This is a genomic window from uncultured Fretibacterium sp., from assembly GCF_938040765.1.
Classification (GTDB): domain Bacteria; phylum Synergistota; class Synergistia; order Synergistales; family Aminobacteriaceae; genus CAJPSE01.
In genome coordinates this window covers 1-13,688 of the sequence record NZ_CALIAA010000135.1, presented here as the reverse complement: position 1 = coordinate 13,688, position 13,688 = coordinate 1, and the positions used below count along the sequence as shown (strand labels likewise).

The 13,688-nt window shown below is 62.0% G+C and carries 30 protein-coding genes; all 30 read right to left on the bottom strand.

The genetic code is table 11. From position 1 onward, the window contains the following. The coding region (rpsK, locus tag Q0176_RS05150; protein WP_299299888.1) for a 30S ribosomal protein S11 at positions 1 to 286 on the bottom strand (286 nt) is incomplete at its 3' end. Between the two features lie 53 nt (positions 287 to 339). Further along, positions 340 to 717 carry a 30S ribosomal protein S13 gene (rpsM, locus tag Q0176_RS05145; protein ID WP_299077742.1) on the bottom strand — a complete coding sequence of 126 codons (378 nt, stop codon included), beginning with the start codon at positions 715 to 717 and terminating at the stop codon, positions 340 to 342. A 6-nt stretch (positions 718 to 723) separates the two neighbouring features. Beyond that, a complete protein-coding gene (gene rpmJ / locus Q0176_RS05140) occupies positions 724 to 849 on the bottom strand; it encodes a 50S ribosomal protein L36 (protein ID WP_299299886.1) in 126 nt (41 codons plus the stop codon). A 162-nt stretch (positions 850 to 1,011) separates the two neighbouring features. Beyond that, the gene (gene infA, locus Q0176_RS05135; RefSeq protein ID WP_299299884.1) at positions 1,012 to 1,233 is read right to left on the bottom strand and encodes a translation initiation factor IF-1; all 222 of its coding nucleotides are present in this window, start codon (positions 1,231 to 1,233) and stop codon (positions 1,012 to 1,014) included. A 3-nt stretch (positions 1,234 to 1,236) separates the two neighbouring features. Beyond that, entirely contained in the window at positions 1,237 to 1,569 is a 333-nt protein-coding gene (locus Q0176_RS05130) for a KOW domain-containing RNA-binding protein (RefSeq protein WP_299299882.1), read from the bottom strand. After that, the gene (gene map / locus Q0176_RS05125) at positions 1,554 to 2,330 is read right to left on the bottom strand and encodes a type I methionyl aminopeptidase (protein WP_299299880.1); all 777 of its coding nucleotides are present in this window, start codon (positions 2,328 to 2,330) and stop codon (positions 1,554 to 1,556) included. The genes Q0176_RS05130 and map overlap by 16 nt, the downstream gene beginning before the upstream one ends. Further along, positions 2,317 to 2,970, bottom strand: coding sequence for an adenylate kinase (locus tag Q0176_RS05120; RefSeq protein WP_299299878.1), 654 nt, complete (start codon positions 2,968 to 2,970; stop codon positions 2,317 to 2,319). The genes map and Q0176_RS05120 overlap by 14 nt, the downstream gene beginning before the upstream one ends. 21 nt (positions 2,971 to 2,991) lie before the next feature. Then, positions 2,992 to 4,296, bottom strand: a complete 1,305-nt coding sequence (gene secY / locus Q0176_RS05115) for a preprotein translocase subunit SecY (RefSeq protein WP_299299876.1) — start codon at positions 4,294 to 4,296, stop codon at positions 2,992 to 2,994. A gap of 1 nt (position 4,297) precedes the next feature. Continuing rightward, positions 4,298 to 4,744 carry a 50S ribosomal protein L15 gene (gene rplO, locus Q0176_RS05110; RefSeq protein WP_299299874.1) on the bottom strand — a complete coding sequence of 149 codons (447 nt, stop codon included), beginning with the start codon at positions 4,742 to 4,744 and terminating at the stop codon, positions 4,298 to 4,300. Between the two features lie 14 nt (positions 4,745 to 4,758). Continuing rightward, a complete protein-coding gene (gene rpmD, locus Q0176_RS05105; RefSeq protein ID WP_299077722.1) occupies positions 4,759 to 4,941 on the bottom strand; it encodes a 50S ribosomal protein L30 in 183 nt (60 codons plus the stop codon). A gap of 31 nt (positions 4,942 to 4,972) precedes the next feature. Continuing rightward, complete coding sequence (gene rpsE, locus Q0176_RS05100) at positions 4,973 to 5,494, bottom strand: 30S ribosomal protein S5 (protein ID WP_299299872.1); 522 nt, start codon at positions 5,492 to 5,494, stop codon at positions 4,973 to 4,975. 38 nt (positions 5,495 to 5,532) lie between these two features. After that, positions 5,533 to 5,898, bottom strand: a complete 366-nt coding sequence (gene rplR, locus Q0176_RS05095) for a 50S ribosomal protein L18 (protein ID WP_299299870.1) — start codon at positions 5,896 to 5,898, stop codon at positions 5,533 to 5,535. A gap of 17 nt (positions 5,899 to 5,915) precedes the next feature. Further along, positions 5,916 to 6,455, bottom strand: coding sequence for a 50S ribosomal protein L6 (rplF, locus tag Q0176_RS05090; RefSeq protein WP_299299868.1), 540 nt, complete (start codon positions 6,453 to 6,455; stop codon positions 5,916 to 5,918). A gap of 15 nt (positions 6,456 to 6,470) precedes the next feature. Next, positions 6,471 to 6,875, bottom strand: a complete 405-nt coding sequence (gene rpsH, locus Q0176_RS05085; protein ID WP_299077710.1) for a 30S ribosomal protein S8 — start codon at positions 6,873 to 6,875, stop codon at positions 6,471 to 6,473. A 17-nt stretch (positions 6,876 to 6,892) separates the two neighbouring features. Further along, positions 6,893 to 7,078, bottom strand: a complete 186-nt coding sequence (locus tag Q0176_RS05080) for a type Z 30S ribosomal protein S14 (protein ID WP_299299866.1) — start codon at positions 7,076 to 7,078, stop codon at positions 6,893 to 6,895. 20 nt (positions 7,079 to 7,098) lie between these two features. Then, positions 7,099 to 7,644, bottom strand: a complete 546-nt coding sequence (gene rplE / locus Q0176_RS05075; protein WP_299299864.1) for a 50S ribosomal protein L5 — start codon at positions 7,642 to 7,644, stop codon at positions 7,099 to 7,101. Between the two features lie 17 nt (positions 7,645 to 7,661). Beyond that, positions 7,662 to 7,985, bottom strand: a complete 324-nt coding sequence (rplX, locus tag Q0176_RS05070) for a 50S ribosomal protein L24 (RefSeq protein WP_299077700.1) — start codon at positions 7,983 to 7,985, stop codon at positions 7,662 to 7,664. Positions 7,986 to 7,998: 13 nt separating this feature from the next. Further along, on the bottom strand, positions 7,999 to 8,367 hold the full coding sequence (gene rplN, locus Q0176_RS05065) for a 50S ribosomal protein L14 (RefSeq protein ID WP_299299861.1): 369 nt from the start codon (positions 8,365 to 8,367) through the stop codon (positions 7,999 to 8,001). A gap of 3 nt (positions 8,368 to 8,370) precedes the next feature. Then, positions 8,371 to 8,673: a 30S ribosomal protein S17 gene (rpsQ, locus tag Q0176_RS05060; protein ID WP_299299859.1), complete on the bottom strand. Its 303-nt coding sequence runs from the start codon at positions 8,671 to 8,673 to the stop codon at positions 8,371 to 8,373. Between the two features lie 20 nt (positions 8,674 to 8,693). Beyond that, a complete protein-coding gene (gene rpmC / locus Q0176_RS05055; RefSeq protein WP_299299857.1) occupies positions 8,694 to 8,909 on the bottom strand; it encodes a 50S ribosomal protein L29 in 216 nt (71 codons plus the stop codon). Further along, entirely contained in the window at positions 8,909 to 9,334 is a 426-nt protein-coding gene (rplP, locus tag Q0176_RS05050; protein ID WP_299299855.1) for a 50S ribosomal protein L16, read from the bottom strand. Before rplP ends, rpmC begins: the two co-directional genes overlap by 1 nt. Before the next feature lie 6 nt (positions 9,335 to 9,340). After that, positions 9,341 to 10,015 (bottom strand): 30S ribosomal protein S3, encoded by a 675-nt coding sequence (gene rpsC, locus Q0176_RS05045; protein WP_299299854.1) that lies wholly within the window; start codon positions 10,013 to 10,015, stop codon positions 9,341 to 9,343. Between the two features lie 12 nt (positions 10,016 to 10,027). After that, complete coding sequence (gene rplV, locus Q0176_RS05040) at positions 10,028 to 10,369, bottom strand: 50S ribosomal protein L22 (protein ID WP_299299853.1); 342 nt, start codon at positions 10,367 to 10,369, stop codon at positions 10,028 to 10,030. Positions 10,370 to 10,379: 10 nt separating this feature from the next. Next, the gene (gene rpsS / locus Q0176_RS05035) at positions 10,380 to 10,661 is read right to left on the bottom strand and encodes a 30S ribosomal protein S19 (RefSeq protein ID WP_299075763.1); all 282 of its coding nucleotides are present in this window, start codon (positions 10,659 to 10,661) and stop codon (positions 10,380 to 10,382) included. 21 nt (positions 10,662 to 10,682) lie between these two features. Beyond that, the gene (rplB, locus tag Q0176_RS05030; RefSeq protein WP_299299852.1) at positions 10,683 to 11,510 is read right to left on the bottom strand and encodes a 50S ribosomal protein L2; all 828 of its coding nucleotides are present in this window, start codon (positions 11,508 to 11,510) and stop codon (positions 10,683 to 10,685) included. 31 nt (positions 11,511 to 11,541) lie between these two features. Continuing rightward, positions 11,542 to 11,838 carry a 50S ribosomal protein L23 gene (rplW, locus tag Q0176_RS05025; protein ID WP_299299849.1) on the bottom strand — a complete coding sequence of 99 codons (297 nt, stop codon included), beginning with the start codon at positions 11,836 to 11,838 and terminating at the stop codon, positions 11,542 to 11,544. Beyond that, on the bottom strand, positions 11,835 to 12,458 hold the full coding sequence (gene rplD, locus Q0176_RS05020; protein ID WP_299299847.1) for a 50S ribosomal protein L4: 624 nt from the start codon (positions 12,456 to 12,458) through the stop codon (positions 11,835 to 11,837). The genes rplW and rplD overlap by 4 nt, the downstream gene beginning before the upstream one ends. Positions 12,459 to 12,485: 27 nt before the next feature. Then, positions 12,486 to 13,112 (bottom strand): 50S ribosomal protein L3, encoded by a 627-nt coding sequence (rplC, locus tag Q0176_RS05015; protein WP_299299845.1) that lies wholly within the window; start codon positions 13,110 to 13,112, stop codon positions 12,486 to 12,488. Between the two features lie 183 nt (positions 13,113 to 13,295). Beyond that, on the bottom strand, positions 13,296 to 13,601 hold the full coding sequence (gene rpsJ, locus Q0176_RS05010; RefSeq protein ID WP_299299843.1) for a 30S ribosomal protein S10: 306 nt from the start codon (positions 13,599 to 13,601) through the stop codon (positions 13,296 to 13,298). Between the two features lie 19 nt (positions 13,602 to 13,620). Continuing rightward, a partial coding sequence (locus tag Q0176_RS11220; RefSeq protein WP_366797202.1) for a hypothetical protein occupies positions 13,621 to 13,688 on the bottom strand: 68 nt, incomplete at its 5' end.

Sequence of the window (13,688 nt, the reverse complement as noted above, 5' to 3'; positions counted from 1 at the left end):
ACTCGCGGCCCGGCCCAGGCCCCTTCACGATGACGTCGATCTCACGCACGCCGTGATCCTGAGCTCCCTTGGCCACCTGCTGCGCCGAGATCTGCGCCGCGAATGGGGTGGACTTGCGGGTCCCCTTGAACCCCACGTTGCCCCCGCTGGACCAGGAGAGGACGTTGCCGCCCCTGTCGCTGATGCAGAGAATCGTATTGTTGAAGGTGGAGTAGATGTGGGCCACCCCATAACTGATATTCTTCTTTTCACGCTTTTTGCCCTTACGGACCGTTCTTTTGGCCACGCGCGTTTCGCCTCCTCCAAAAAATCGCTTCTATCGATTCGGCAGGCCCAAGCCTACTTGCCCGCCATCTTCTTATTGGCTACAGTACGCCGCGGCCCCTTGCGCGTCCTGGCGTTGGTCTTCGTCTTCTGACCCCGGACGGGCAGCCCCTGCTTGTGCCGGAGCCCCCTGTAGCAGCCGATGTCGATCAGCCGCTTGATGTTCATCGAGACCTCGCGGCGCAGGTCGCCCTCCACCCGGTAGTGGTCCTCGATCTCGCGGCGCAGCTTCTGCACGTCGGCCTCCGAGAGGTCCTTGACCCGGATATTGGGGTCGACGCCCGTGGCCGCCAGAATCTTCTTCGACGAGGGAAGGCCGATGCCGAAGATATAGGTCAACGCAATTTCAATGCGCTTCTCGCGCGGGATGTCCACACCTGAAATACGAGCCATTCCCTCTTACCTCCTCGCACCCTGACGCTGCTTGTGGCGCGGGTCGCGGCTGCAGATGATCCGCACGACGCCGTTGCGCCGAATCACACGACAAAACTCAGAGATCGGTTTGACCGACGGTTTCACCTTCATTGTTCCCACTCCTCAGCAAATCTTCAGAAAAACGCCGGCCGGGACACACAAACAGCCCCCAGCGCTTCCTGGTCATTCAACTCCAACATACGGGCTTTCAGCCTGCGCCCCCCATCCGAATCGGGACCTCCGACGGAGAACAGAGGGCCGGACGCTCCCCGTTTATTTATAGCGGTAAATGATCCTTCCCCTGGTGAGATCGTAAGGGGAGACCTCGACCAGGACCCTGTCCCCGGGAAGGATCCGGATGAAATGCATTCGCATCTTGCCCGAGACGTGAGCCAGGAGCTTGTGCCCGTTCTCCAGCTCCACACGAAACATGGCGTTGGGAAGAGGTTCCGAGACGACGCCCCTCGCTTCGATGACTTCCTCTTTGTTTGCCATTCGCTACCCTGCCTCTCCGTTCCGACTTCTTTCCTCGTTCAGCGCATCTCCATCGAGCGCGTTCAGGATCTGACAAAAGCGCCCCCGGTCAATGTCCCTGCCCGACCGTACCCACTCGGCGACCTCCGCCGCAAAGAGCGACGTCGGCTGCACATGCTTCGGATTCTTCCTCTTCGGCCGCGACACGTTGAACCGGTCCGCGTCCGCCAGGGCCAATCTGTCCTCTTCCGGGAAACCCACCACCACATAGCGGTTTCCCCTGTCCTTGCCCCTTCTGGAGAGCACCACCTGCCCCAGTCTGTAGGGTCCGAAGCGGGGGTCTAGGGACTTGTCCATGGAGTCAATATCTCCGGCCCATCGGCCGTAACGGCGATGGACCTCTCGAAATGCGCTGCATCGGAACCGTCGGCGGTAACGACCACCCACCCGTTCGCTCCGATCAGGACCTTCTCGCGCCCCGCCATGATCATGGGCTCTATCGCCAGGGTCATGCCGGGCTGGAGGGTCACGCCCCGACCGGAGCGCCCGAAGTTGGGGACCTGGGGCGCCTCATGAAGCTTCTTCCCCACGCCGTGCCCCGTAAAGTCCCGGACGATGCCGTACCCCAGCGGAACGACGTAGGACTCGACGGCATGTCCGATATCTCCGATCGTCCTGCCCGCGAGGGCCGCGGCGATGGCGCGGTTCAGAGACGCCTCCGTCACGTCGAGGAGCTTCCGACGCTCCGCGCTGACGGCCCCCACGGGGTAGGTACAGGCGGCATCCCCATAATAACCGTCCAGGCAGGCCCCAACGTCCACGCTCAGGATGTCGCCCTCCGCCAGCCTGCGCCCGTCGCTGGGAAAACCATGGACGATCTCCTCGTTGATCGAGGCGCAGATCGTCCCCGGAAAGGGGCTCATGGAGGGCGCAGGACGGTATCCCTTGAACGCGGGCGCCGCCCCGCAGGAGCGGATATGCTCCTCCGCCATGCGGTCCAGCTCTCCCGTGGAGATGCCCGGGCGGACGGCCTCCCGCAGGAGGTCCAGCACCTCCGCGACCACCTTGCCCGCCCGACGCATCAGGACGAGCTCCTCCTCCGACTTAAGATGCACCATGCCGTTTCAGAATCGCCGCGATATCGCCATAGGCCGCTTCCGGAGCCTGAGAGGCGTCCACAGCGCTCAGCAGTCCCTTTTTCCCATACCAGTCGATCAGCGGCTGGGTCTGGTCGTGGAAGACCTTCAATCGATTTCGGATCACGGACTCCTCGTCGTCGTCCCTCTGATAAAGCTCCCCGCTGCAGGCAGGGCAGCTGTGCCCGTCCCCGTCCAGGGTCAGGAGGTTGAAGATCGCCCCGCAGGAGCGGCAGGTCCGCCGGTTTGAGAGACGCCGGACCAGGGCCTCGTCCCCGATGTCGAAGAGGATGACCGCATCCAGCGCCTGGCCTCGCTCCGCAAGGAAGCTCTCGAGGAACTCCGCCTGCGCTATGGTGCGGGGAAAACCGTCCAGCAGGAACCCCCCCTTCATGTCGGGCTCCAGAAGACGGCCCGACACCATCTTCAGGACGACCTCGTCGGGAACCAGGGCCCCCTTGTCCATGTAGCTGCGGGCAAGGATACCGAGAGGCGTCTCCTCCTTCAGGTTCTTCCGAAAGATATCGCCGGTCGAGACGTGGGCACAGCCAAGACGCTCCTTCAAAAGGGCGGCCTGCGTTCCCTTTCCCGAGCCCGGAGCACCTAAAAGGACCAATCTCACGGTGATTCGCCTCCTATGCCCTTACATGCGGAGCAGGCTGCCCGATTTTCCACCGGACTTCCTGAGGATGCCGTCGTAGTGGCGCATCAAAAGCTGGGCCTCGATCTGATGTACGGTGTCGAGCGCGACGCCGACGACGATCAGGACCGCCGTGCCGCCGAAATAGAAGCTCTTGATCCCCATGATGGAGGACATGAAGTTGGGGACCAGGGCGATGATCGCCAAAAAGACGGCCCCGCCCAGCGTGATGCGCTCCATCACCTTCGTGATGTAGTCCGCCGTGGGCTGACCGGGCCGGATGCCCAGGATGAACCCGCCGTACTTCTTCATGTTGTTGGCGATGTCCGTTGGGTTGAAGACGACCGCCGTGTAGAAGTAGGCGAAGAATATGATCAGCGCGACATAGCAGATGATGTAGAACAGGCTGTTTGGCTCAAAAAGAGCCTTGAGGAATCGTCCAACGGAGCTCTCGCTGAAGAAATTCGCCACCGTGTAGGGGAAGATCAGGATGGAGGAGGCGAAGATGATGGGGATGACCCCGGACTGATTGACCCTCAGCGGAATAAACGTGCTCTGGCCGCCGTACACCTTGTTGCCCACCACGCGCTTGGCGTACTGGACCGGCAGACGCCGCTGCCCCTCCTGGAGCATGATGCACCCCGCGACGACGACGACCATGAGGATGAGCCCGACCAGGAGCGCCAGCAGGTTCAGCTGCCCCACGCGGACCATGTTCCAGCTCTGCATCACCGCCTCGGGAATCCGGGCCACGATGCCCGCGAAGATCAGGAGAGAGATGCCGTTGCCGATGCCGTGATCCGACAGCTCCTCGCCCATCCACATCACGGCGATGGAACCCGCCGTGAGCGTCGTCACGACCAGAAGCGCGCTGAAGAAGCTGCCGGAGAAGATCCCGAGGCTTCCCAGCCACGCCGTCATCCCCACGCCCTGCACCACGGCGAAGAGCACGGAACCGTAGCGCGTCCACTGGACGATCTTCTTGCGCCCCTCGGTGTTGTCCTTCTGGAGCTTCTCCAGGTAGGGGAAGATGACGACCAGGAGCTGCATGACGATGCTCGAGTTAATGTAGGGAGCGACCCCGAGGGAGAAGATGCTGAAACGCTGCAGGGCCCCGCCGGAGAAGAGGTTCAGGAAATCCAGAACCCCGCTGTTGTTGCCGCCGAAGAGCTGAGCCATCGCCGCCGTATCGACGCCCGGCGTTGGGATATGGGCCCCAAGCCGGAAGACGAACAAGACGCCGAGGGTGAACAGGATCCGTCGTTTTAGGTCGGGCAGTCTGAAGGCGTCGCCGAAAGACCCGAGCACGTCAGATCCCCTCGACCTTCCCGCCTGCCGCCTCGATCTTCGCACGCGCCCCGCCGCTGACCGCGTCGACCTTCAGGGTCAACGCCTTGGCGAGATCTCCCTTCGCCAGTATCTTGACGGGCAGGGAGTCGGAACGGATCAGCCCCGCGTTCAGGAGATCGTGAGCGGTAACCTCGCGGCCCGCCTCGAACTTATCGTTCAGGGAAGAGACATTGACGATTTGATACTCCCGGGCGAAACGGGCGTTGTTGAAGCCGCGCTTGGGCACCCTGCGGGCCAAAGGCATCTGGCCTCCCTCGAACCCGGGGCGCACGCCGCCGCCCGCCCGGGCCTTGTGTCCCTTGTGGCCCTTCCCCGCGGTCTTGCCCGTGCCGCTGGCGATTCCCTGCCCCAGGCGCTTGGCCTTCTTTCGGGAGCCCGGTGCGGGGCTGAGATCGTGAATATTCATGTGCGTCCGCCTCCTCAGTTATCGCTCGTCCAGACGACCAGGTGCCTGACGTGCTCGATCATGCCGCGGATCTGAGGGGTATCCTCGTGTTCCACCGTCGACTGCAGCTTGTGAAATCCCAAAGCCTTGAGGGTCCGCTTCTGACGCTCCGCGAACCCGATGGCGCTCTTGACCCATTTGATCCTTATCTTAGCCATAGGGACAACCTCCTAATGCACCCGAGTCCGCCTAGTCCGCGGATGCGGCCGCGGGTTCCGGGGCCTTCTTCCCGCGCAGCTTGTAGATCTCCTCCGCGGTACGGGTCTCCTTGATGGCCTCCAGGGTCGCCCAGGCCACGTTGATGGAGTTGGAGGTACGCCCCACGACCTTGGTGACGACGTCCTTGACGCCGCCCAGCTCCATGATGGCGCGCACCACCCCGCCGGCGATGACTCCCGTTCCGGCAGGAGCGGGCTTCAACAGGACCGCGGCGGCTCCGAAGTTGCCCGTGACGGGGTGGGGCATCGTATCCCCAGCCCGGCGGATCTCCACGAGCTCCTTGCTCGCCTTGTCGATCCCCTTGCGCACGGCCTCGGATATCTCCTTGGCCTTGCCGATCCCCGCTCCGACATAGCGTTCGCCGTCCCCGACGACGACAAGCACGGCGAACTTGAAGCGTTTGCCGCCCTTGACGACCTTGCTCACGCGATTGATGGCGACAACGCGCTCTTTCAGCTCCAGGGATTTAGCATCGATTCGCTTCTTGATCATGATCAGCCTGCTCTCCTAAAATATTCAGCCGAGGCCGATTAAAACTTGAGGCCGGCCTCGCGGGCCGCATCAGCCAGGGCCTTGACCTTGCCATGATACTCATGGCCGCCGCGGTCGAAGACCACCGCCTCGATTCCCTTCGCCCTCGCCCGCTCCGCGGCCAGCTTGCCGACCGCCTTGGCGGCCTCGACGTTGCAGGTCCCCTTGAGCCCTTCCCGGACAGATTTCTCCAGGCTGGAGGCCGCCGCCAGAGTATGCCCCAGGTCGTCGTCGATGATCTGGACGTAAACGTACTTCAAGCTGTGAAAGACGGCCATCCTCGGCTTCTCGGCCGTGCCCGCAAGCGTCCGGCGCAGCCTCTCATGCCGCACGACGCGCAAGTCGTTTCTGCTTCTCTTCTTCATTTCGAGTCCACCCTCGCCTACTTCGCGCCGGTCTTACCGGCCTTGCGAACGATATGCTCGTCCTGGAAACGAATCCCCTTGCCATGATAGGGCTCCGGCGGGCGATACTCCCGGATGAGGGCGCAGGTCTGCCCCACCAGCTCCTTATCGATTCCCTTGACGACGAGTTTGACCGGGTTCTCCACGACGATCTCGACCCCCTGGGGAGGGGTGAACTCGACCGGATGGGAAAAGCCCAGGTTCATGACGAGCTTCTTGCCCTGCAGCTGGGCCCTCCAGCCCACGCCGACGATCTCCATCGTCTTCTGGAACCCCTCGGTCACCCCGGTCACCATGTTGGCGATCAGGGCCCGGGTCATCCCGTGCCAGGCGCAGGTCTGCTTCTCGTCGTTCGACCGGGACACCACGACCCTGTCGTCCGAGACGTCCACCGCAATTCCGGGCATCAACGGGGTGTTCAGCTCCCCCTTCGTGCCCTTCACCACGACCTTATCTCCTTTAATCGTCACGCTCGTCCCCTTGGGGAGGACGATCGCCTTGCGTCCAATGCGAGACATCCCTAAAAGCCCCCCTTACCAGACGTAGCAGAGGACTTCTCCGCCCAGCCCCAGCTTGGCGGCCTCGGAGCCCGACTTCAGGCCCTGGGAGGTCGAGAGCACGGCCAGCCCAAGCCCCCCCATGACGACGGGCAGCTTGTCCTTGCCTACGTAGATCCTTCGCCCCGGCTTACTGATCCGGCGCAGCCCCTGAATCACGCGCTCGCGGTCGGGGCCGTAGGAGAGGAAGATGCGGATCGAAGCATAGGGCTTCTTCGGGTCGGTGATCGTCTTGAAGTTCCTGATATAGCCCTCTTCCTTGAGGATCCGGGCGATGGCCAGCTTCATCTTGCTGGCGGGAACATCCACGCTGTCGCTGTAAATCATGTTCGCGTTGCGCACCCTCGTGAGCATATCCGCGATGGGATCGTTAACGTACATTCCGTTGCCCCCCTAGGCTACCAGCTCGATTTGACGACGCCGGGTATTCTGCCCTCCCGGGCCAGCTTGCGGAAGCAGCAGCGGCACATATCGAACATACGCATATAGGCGTGCACCCTGCCGCACAGCGGGCAGCGGTTGTGCCGCCGCACCTCGAACTTAGGGGCCAGTGTCGCCTTGTGTCTCATAGCCTTCCTTGCCATTTCTCTGCCTTGCCCCCTGTCTAACGATTGTTGAAGGGCATTCCCATGCCCTTGAGGAGCGCATAGGCCTCCTCGTCGCTCGAAGCGCTGGTCACGATGGAGACGTTCATGCCCCGGGAACGGATAACCTTGTCGTAGCTGATTTCCGGGAAGATGAGCTGCTCACGCAGCCCCAGGTTGTAGTTCCCACGGCCGTCGAACCCGCGCTTCGAAACGCCCTGAAAGTCCTTGATGCTGGGCAGGGCCAGAGAGATCAGGCGGTCCAGGAACTCCCACATGCGTTCCCCCCGGAGGGTGACCGAACAGGCCACAGGCATCCCCTCGCGCACCTTGAACCCGGCGATGGACTTCTTCGCACGCTTGAGAAGGGGCTGCTGCCCCGTAATCGCGCGAAGCTCGGCGATCGCCGCATCCATAAACTTGATATCCAGTTTGGCGTCGCCCACCCCGATGTTCACCACGATCTTTTTGATCTTGGGGAGCTGCATCACGTTCCCGTACCCGAACTCCTTCTGCAGGGCGGAAGCGACCTCCGTCTTGTACTTCTCCAACATACGCGGCGTCATTTTCGTGTCCTCCCCAATCAGGCCCTGTCGATGATCTCGCCGCACTTCTTGCAGACGCGGACCTTCTTGCCGCTCTCCAGGAAGGAGGAGCCGACGCGCGTTGCCTTCCCGCACTGCGGGCAGACCAGCATTACCTTGGCGGCGTAGATGGGGGCCTCCTGTTTGACGATCCCCGCCTGAGGGCTCTTCTGGCTGGGCCTCATGTGGCGCGAGACCATGTTCACGCCCTCGACGACGACCATGTCGCGCGCCGGGAAGCGGCGCATGATCTTGCCTTCCTTGCCCTTGTCCTTGCCGGAGATCACATGGACCCGGTCGTTTTTCCTGAGTCTTACCGACATAATTCCACGCCTCCTAAACCACTTCGGGCGCGAGGGAGAGGATGCGCATGTACTTCTTCGCGCGCAGCTCCCGGCCCACGGGACCAAAGATGCGCGTCCCCTTCGGCTCCCCGTTGTTGTCGATGATCACGGCGGCGTTGTCGTCGAAGCGGACGTAAGAACCGTCGCGGCGGCGAACTTCCTTCCGGGTGCGGACGATCACGGCCTTGACCACGGACCCCTTGGCGATGTTGCTGTTGGGGATGGCCTCGCGAACCGAGGCGACGATGACGTCGCCGATCGAGCCCCACTTACGCCGGCTCCCGCCCATGACCTGGATGCAGAAAAGCTTCCGGGCTCCGGAGTTGTCAGCAACGTTCAATACTGTCGTCAACTGAATCATAACTTACTCCTCCCCGGGCGTATCAGAACCAAAGACAGGGGCGCGCCGCAGCACTTCAATGAGCTCCCACCTCTTGGTCCTGCTCAGAGGACGCGTCTCGCGGATTCGCACCTGGTCTCCGATGCGGCAGGTGTTCTCCTCGTCGTGAGCCACGTACTTCTTGGCCCTCTGGATGCGCTTCCCATAAAGGGGGTGCTCCGCAAGACGGGAGACCTTGACGACCACCGTCTTGTCCATCTTGTTGCTGACCACGATCCCCACCCGGACCTTACGGTGAGAGAGCCCCGTCTCCATATGTGCCTCCATATGCGCCTCCATGAGACGACCTACCTCCTGGCCGCAGAGGCCTCCGCCGCACGGCTCTTCTCGCCTGCGACGGTCAGCACTCTGGCTATGATCTTTCGGACATCCCGGATGCGGCTCGTGTTCTTGAGTTGTCCGACTGCGTTCTGAAAACGAAGATTGAACAGTTCTTCTTTATAGCGGCGGTACTGCTCCTGGAGCTCCTCCAGATTCAGTTCCCGAAGTTTCGTCGCATCCATCAGTCTTCACCACCCATACCTTCTCTTGACACCATGCGCACCTTGATCGGCAGTTTGTGGGAGGCCGTCCGGAAGGCCATCTCGGCGAGATCCTGAGGGATCCCCGCAAACTCGAACAGGACGCGGCCCCGCTTGACGGCGGCAACCCAGAACTCGGGCGCGCCCTTTCCCTTCCCCATGCGGGTCTCCAGGGGCTTCTTCGTGTAAGGGCGGTCCGGGAAGACGCGGATCCAGATCTTTCCGCCCTTCTTCATCTTTCTGGATATCGCCACGCGGGTAGCCTCGATCTGGCGCGCCGTGATCCAGGCGTTCTCAAGGGCCTGAATTCCCCAGTCCCCGAATGCGACCGTCGTGGCGCCCTTGGAGACGCCCCGAAGGGGGGATCTGTGGGATTTTCGGTATTTTACCCTGCTGGGCATAAGCATGACGAACTACCCCCTTGCCCTTTCACGGCGGCCGCTGCGAGGCGCCACGGGGCGCTCGTTCTCACGGTCGCGGTAAATCCAGATCTTACAGCCGATCACTCCATACATCGTGTTGGCCTCGGCAAAGCCGTAATCGATATCGGCCCGAATCGTCGAGAGGGGAAGCCGCCCCTCGTTGTACCATTCGGTACGGGCGATCTCCGCGCCTCCAAGGCGTCCGGCCACCTGAGCCTTGATCCCCAGCGCCCCCGCCTTCGTCGCGCGGAAGATCGCCTGCTTCATGGCCCGGCGGAAGGAAACGCGGCGCTCGAGCGCGGAGGCAATGCTCTCGGCGACCAGCTGGGCAACGACGTCGGGATTCTTGATCTCCTGGACGTTGACCATCACCTTGCCGCCGGTCAGAGCCTGAAGCTCGTCCTTGATCGTCTGGATCTCCGCCCCGCCGCGGCCGATCACCACTCCGGGCCGGGCGGTCCAAATCGTGAAGCGGATCACGTGCCCCACGCGCTCGATATCCACGCGGGAGATGGAGGCCCCCTCCCACTTCTTCAATACCCACTCACGGAGCCTGAGGTCCTCGTGCAGCTTCTTCGCATACTCCTTGCGGCCGGCGTACCACTTGGACTCCCACTCCGTAGCAACCCCAAGCCTGTATCCTACGGGATGAACCTTCTGTCCCACGAAAAAACCCTCCTAACGTTCCGAAACCGTAACGGTCACATGGGATGTGCGGTGCACATAAGGATGGGCTCTGCCCATGGAGGCGGGACGAAAGCGCTTCATCGAGGGCCCCTGATCCGCAAAGGCCGTGACAACGTGCAGCTTGTCCGTATCCATCCCGTAATTGTGCTCGGCGTTCGCCACGGCGCTCTGCAGGACCTTGTAGACGATCCGCGCGGCCTTCTGAGGGGAGAAGCGCAGAATCGTCAGGGCCTCGCCCGCATCCTTGCCCCGAATGAGGGCCAGGACCTGCCGCACCTTCATCGGGGAGATCCTGACCTGGCGCGCCATGGCCTTGGCTGTCGATTTCTCCATAGCGGCTCCCCTACCTTCCCTTCGTGGAGCGTTCCTGCCCCGCATGATGCCCGAACTTGCGCGTCGGGGCGAACTCCCCCAGCTTGTGCCCGACCATGTTCTCGCTGACGTAGACCGGCAGGTGCATCCGTCCGTTGTGGACGGCGATCGTATGACCGATCATCTGCGGAACGACGGTGGAACGACGGGACCAGGTCTTCAGGACCTTCTTGTTTCCCGATATGTTCATCTCTTCTATCTTGGCCAGGAGCCTCTGCTCGATGAAAGGCCCCTTTTTGGCGGAACGAGCCATCCTAAAAGTCCCTCCTCACGTCTACTTATCGTAACGGCGGCGAACGATCAGCCTGTCGGAAGGCTTGCGCTTGCGCGTACGATATCCCTTAGCCGGCGTGCCCCACGGAGAAACAGGATGCTTGTTGCTCTTGCTCTTTCCCTCGCCGCCGCCCATCGGGTGGTCCACCGGGTTCATCACCATGCCGCGCACGCGGGACCGGCGGCCGCTCCAACGGGTCTTCCCCGCCTTGCCCAGGGAGATGTTCTCGTAATCCTCGTTCCCCACCTGTCCCACCGTGGCCATGCACTCGAGGAGGATCAGACGGAGCTCGCCGCTGGGCATACGGATGAAGGCGTACTTGCCCTCCTTCGCCATCAGCTGGGCCGACGTACCCGCCGCACGCACCAGCTTGGCGCCTCGCCCCGGCTCGAGCTCGAGGTTATGGACGACCGTTCCCACCGGGATGTCCTTCAGCTTCAGGGCGTTGCCCGGGGTGATGTCGGCCTCGGGACCGGAATGGATCGTATCCCCGACCTTCAGCCCCTTGGGAAGCAGAATGTACCGCTTCTCGCCGTCGGCATAGTGGATCAGCGCGATGCGGGCGTTCCGGTTGGGGTCGTACTCGACTGTGGCCACCTTGCCGGGGACCCCGATCTTGTCGCGGCGGAAGTCGATGATGCGGTAGGTCCGCCTGTGCCCCCCGCCGATATGACGCATCGTGATGCGGCCGGTGTTGTTGCGTCCGCCGCTCTTGCGCAGCTCGGTGGTGAGGGAGCGCTCGGGCTTGTCGGCCGTAATGTCCTCGCGTCCCTGGATGGACATCTGCCGGCGGCCCGGGGTATAGGGTTTGAACTGTTTGATCGACATCTTCATCTACCTCTTTCTGGGCTGCCCCGCATCAAACCGAGGCACCCTCGAAGAACTCGATGCGTTGCCCCTCCGGCAGTGCCACAATCGCTTTCTTCCAGGACCGGGTCTTCCCCATAAAGGCGCCCATACGCTTGGGCTTGCCCTTGACGTTGATCGTGTTGACGCTCAGCACCTTCACCTTGAAGATCTGCTCGACCGCCTGGCGGATCTGGATCTTGTTGGCGTCCTTGTGGACCTCGAAGGTGTACTTGTTGTGCCCCATCAGGGAGCTGCTCTTCTCGGTGACGATCGGCCGGATAACAATATCGTGAGCGACCAGATTCATCTCGCATACACCTCCTCGAGCCGGGCGACGACCTCGGGGGTCACGACCAGCGTCCTGGAGTTCAGAAGATCGTAGACGTTGATGCTGGCGATGTTGAGGAACTTGGCCCCCGGGATGTTGCGAACCGAGCGCATGACGTTGTCCCCGCCCTCATGGTAGACCACAAGGACCTTCTGCGCCCCGATGGCATCCATGAAGCCCTTCATGGCCTTCGTGGAGGGCTTGTCCATCTCCATCCCCCTCACCACGGTCATCAAAGAATCACGGACCTTGACCGAAAGGGCGCTGAGCATGGCCAGCCGGCGCACCTTTTTGTTGACCTTCTGGTGATAGTCCCTCGGCTTCGGGCCGTGGGCCACGCCACCGTGGACCCAGATGGGGGAACGCGTGCTTCCCTGGCGGGCGCGCCCCGTATGCTTCTGCTTCCAGGGCTTTCTTCCGCCGCCGCTGACCTCTCCGCGGGTCTTCGTGGAGTGCGTGCCCTGGCGGCAGTTGGCCAGGTGGGCCACCACGACCTGGTGCATGGCCGGGACGTGCAGCGGGGCGTCGAACACGACGTTGGAGAGCTCCATCTCCCCGGCATCCTGGCCGTTGAAATCCACAACTTTAACTGCAGGCATAATCCTTGTACCCTCCTTCCCTATCGCTTACTTCTTCTTGTAGAGGGTGACCAGGCTGTTCTTGGCACCCGGCACGGCCCCCTTGACAAGGAGGAGGTTGTTCTCCGGATCGACGGCCATGATCGTGAGATTCTTGACCGTCACCTTTTCGCTGCCCATATGTCCCGGCATCCGCTTGCCCGGGAAGATTCGGCCCGGGAAGGAGATGGCGCCGCTGGAACCGCCATGCCGATGCATGACCGACGTACCGTGGCTGAACTGCTGGCCGCCGAAGTGATAGCGCTTCATGACCCCGGCAAACCCCTTGCCCTTGCTGACGCCCCTGACGTCCACCTTCTCGCCCGTCTCAAACAGATCCACCCTGATCTCCTGCCCAATCTCATACCCGTCCGCCGTCTCGAGACGAAACTCGCGCAGCGTCCGCCTGGGCTCGAGCTTGTGTTTGTCGAAAAGACCTTTTAGGGGTTTGGACAGCTTATACGGCTTGATCGCCCCAAAGCCGAGAAGAACGGCAGAGTATCCGTTCTGTTCGGGGGTCCGGACGGCAACGACGGGGCACGGGCCCGCCGCGATCACCGTGACCGCCACGGCCTGTCCCTGCTCGTCGAAAATCTGAGCCATGCCAACCTTCTTCCCCAGTATCCCTATACCCATCGTTATATATTCTCCTTTCAGCTCCAGCGCTTTCCTCATTCCCAATTTCCAATCATTCGTATACGTCGTTGTTTTTGCTCGCCTTGCTCGACGTACCTCTTTGTACGCCTTCGCATCGGCTCGCAAAAGCCGCCTCGTCTACGAACGATTTGAAATCGGGACTACTCCACACCCTTTAAGGGGCTAAAGTTTGATCTGGATATCGACTCCAGAGGAAAGATTGAGCTGCATCAACGCATCCATGGTCTTCTGCGTCGGTTCGACGATATCAATCAGACGCTTGTGCGTCCTCATCTCAAACTGCTCCCGCGCGTCCTTGTCCTTGTGAGGAGACTTCAGGATCGTCACCTTGCTGATCTCGGTGGGGAGGGGAATAGGGCCGGAAACCCTGGCCCCCGTGCCCTCCGCCGTCTCCGCGATCTGGGCTGCGGACGTGTCGAGAACCCTGTGGTCAAATGCCTTCAGCCGGATACGGATTCTTTTAGCCACTGCCGTGTCCCTCTATGCCCTACTCGAGGATCTTGGTGACGACGCCGGCGCCCACCGTATGGCCGCCCTCGCGGACCGCGAAACGAA

Bases quoted from the DNA above. Each gene is read 5' to 3' on its own strand.
- rplF (WP_299299868.1), bottom strand. From the start codon at position 6,455: ATGTCTCGCATTGGACGCAAGGCGATCGTCCTCCCCAAGGGGACGAGC.
- rpsQ (WP_299299859.1), bottom strand. From the start codon at position 8,673: ATGGAGGCACATATGGAGACGGGGCTCTCTCACCGTAAGGTCCGGGTG.
- rpmD (WP_299077722.1), bottom strand. From the start codon at position 4,941: ATGGCTAAGATAAGGATCAAATGGGTCAAGAGCGCCATCGGGTTCGCG.
- rpsS (WP_299075763.1), bottom strand. From the start codon at position 10,661: ATGGCTCGTTCCGCCAAAAAGGGGCCTTTCATCGAGCAGAGGCTCCTG.
- infA (WP_299299884.1), bottom strand. From the start codon at position 1,233: ATGGCAAACAAAGAGGAAGTCATCGAAGCGAGGGGCGTCGTCTCGGAA.
- rpsH (WP_299077710.1), bottom strand. From the start codon at position 6,875: ATGTACGTTAACGATCCCATCGCGGATATGCTCACGAGGGTGCGCAAC.
- rplB (WP_299299852.1), bottom strand. From the start codon at position 11,510: ATGTCGATCAAACAGTTCAAACCCTATACCCCGGGCCGCCGGCAGATG.
- rplD (WP_299299847.1), bottom strand. From the start codon at position 12,458: ATGCCTGCAGTTAAAGTTGTGGATTTCAACGGCCAGGATGCCGGGGAG.
- rplO (WP_299299874.1), bottom strand. From the start codon at position 4,744: ATGAATATTCACGATCTCAGCCCCGCACCGGGCTCCCGAAAGAAGGCC.
- rplV (WP_299299853.1), bottom strand. From the start codon at position 10,369: ATGGAGAAATCGACAGCCAAGGCCATGGCGCGCCAGGTCAGGATCTCC.
- rplN (WP_299299861.1), bottom strand. From the start codon at position 8,367: ATGATTCAGTTGACGACAGTATTGAACGTTGCTGACAACTCCGGAGCC.
- rpsE (WP_299299872.1), bottom strand. From the start codon at position 5,494: ATGATCAAGAAGCGAATCGATGCTAAATCCCTGGAGCTGAAAGAGCGC.
- Q0176_RS05080 (WP_299299866.1), bottom strand. From the start codon at position 7,078: ATGGCAAGGAAGGCTATGAGACACAAGGCGACACTGGCCCCTAAGTTC.
- rpmC (WP_299299857.1), bottom strand. From the start codon at position 8,909: ATGGATGCGACGAAACTTCGGGAACTGAATCTGGAGGAGCTCCAGGAG.
- rpsM (WP_299077742.1), bottom strand. From the start codon at position 717: ATGGCTCGTATTTCAGGTGTGGACATCCCGCGCGAGAAGCGCATTGAA.
- Q0176_RS05130 (WP_299299882.1), bottom strand. From the start codon at position 1,569: ATGGACAAGTCCCTAGACCCCCGCTTCGGACCCTACAGACTGGGGCAG.
- map (WP_299299880.1), bottom strand. From the start codon at position 2,330: ATGGTGCATCTTAAGTCGGAGGAGGAGCTCGTCCTGATGCGTCGGGCG.
- rpmJ (WP_299299886.1), bottom strand. From the start codon at position 849: ATGAAGGTGAAACCGTCGGTCAAACCGATCTCTGAGTTTTGTCGTGTG.
- rplE (WP_299299864.1), bottom strand. From the start codon at position 7,644: ATGACGCCGCGTATGTTGGAGAAGTACAAGACGGAGGTCGCTTCCGCC.
- rplC (WP_299299845.1), bottom strand. From the start codon at position 13,112: ATGGGTATAGGGATACTGGGGAAGAAGGTTGGCATGGCTCAGATTTTC.
- rplP (WP_299299855.1), bottom strand. From the start codon at position 9,334: ATGCTTATGCCCAGCAGGGTAAAATACCGAAAATCCCACAGATCCCCC.
- rplX (WP_299077700.1), bottom strand. From the start codon at position 7,985: ATGTCGGTAAGACTCAGGAAAAACGACCGGGTCCATGTGATCTCCGGC.
- rplR (WP_299299870.1), bottom strand. From the start codon at position 5,898: ATGAAGAAGAGAAGCAGAAACGACTTGCGCGTCGTGCGGCATGAGAGG.
- rplW (WP_299299849.1), bottom strand. From the start codon at position 11,838: ATGAATCTGGTCGCTCACGATATTGTTATCCGGCCGATCGTCACCGAG.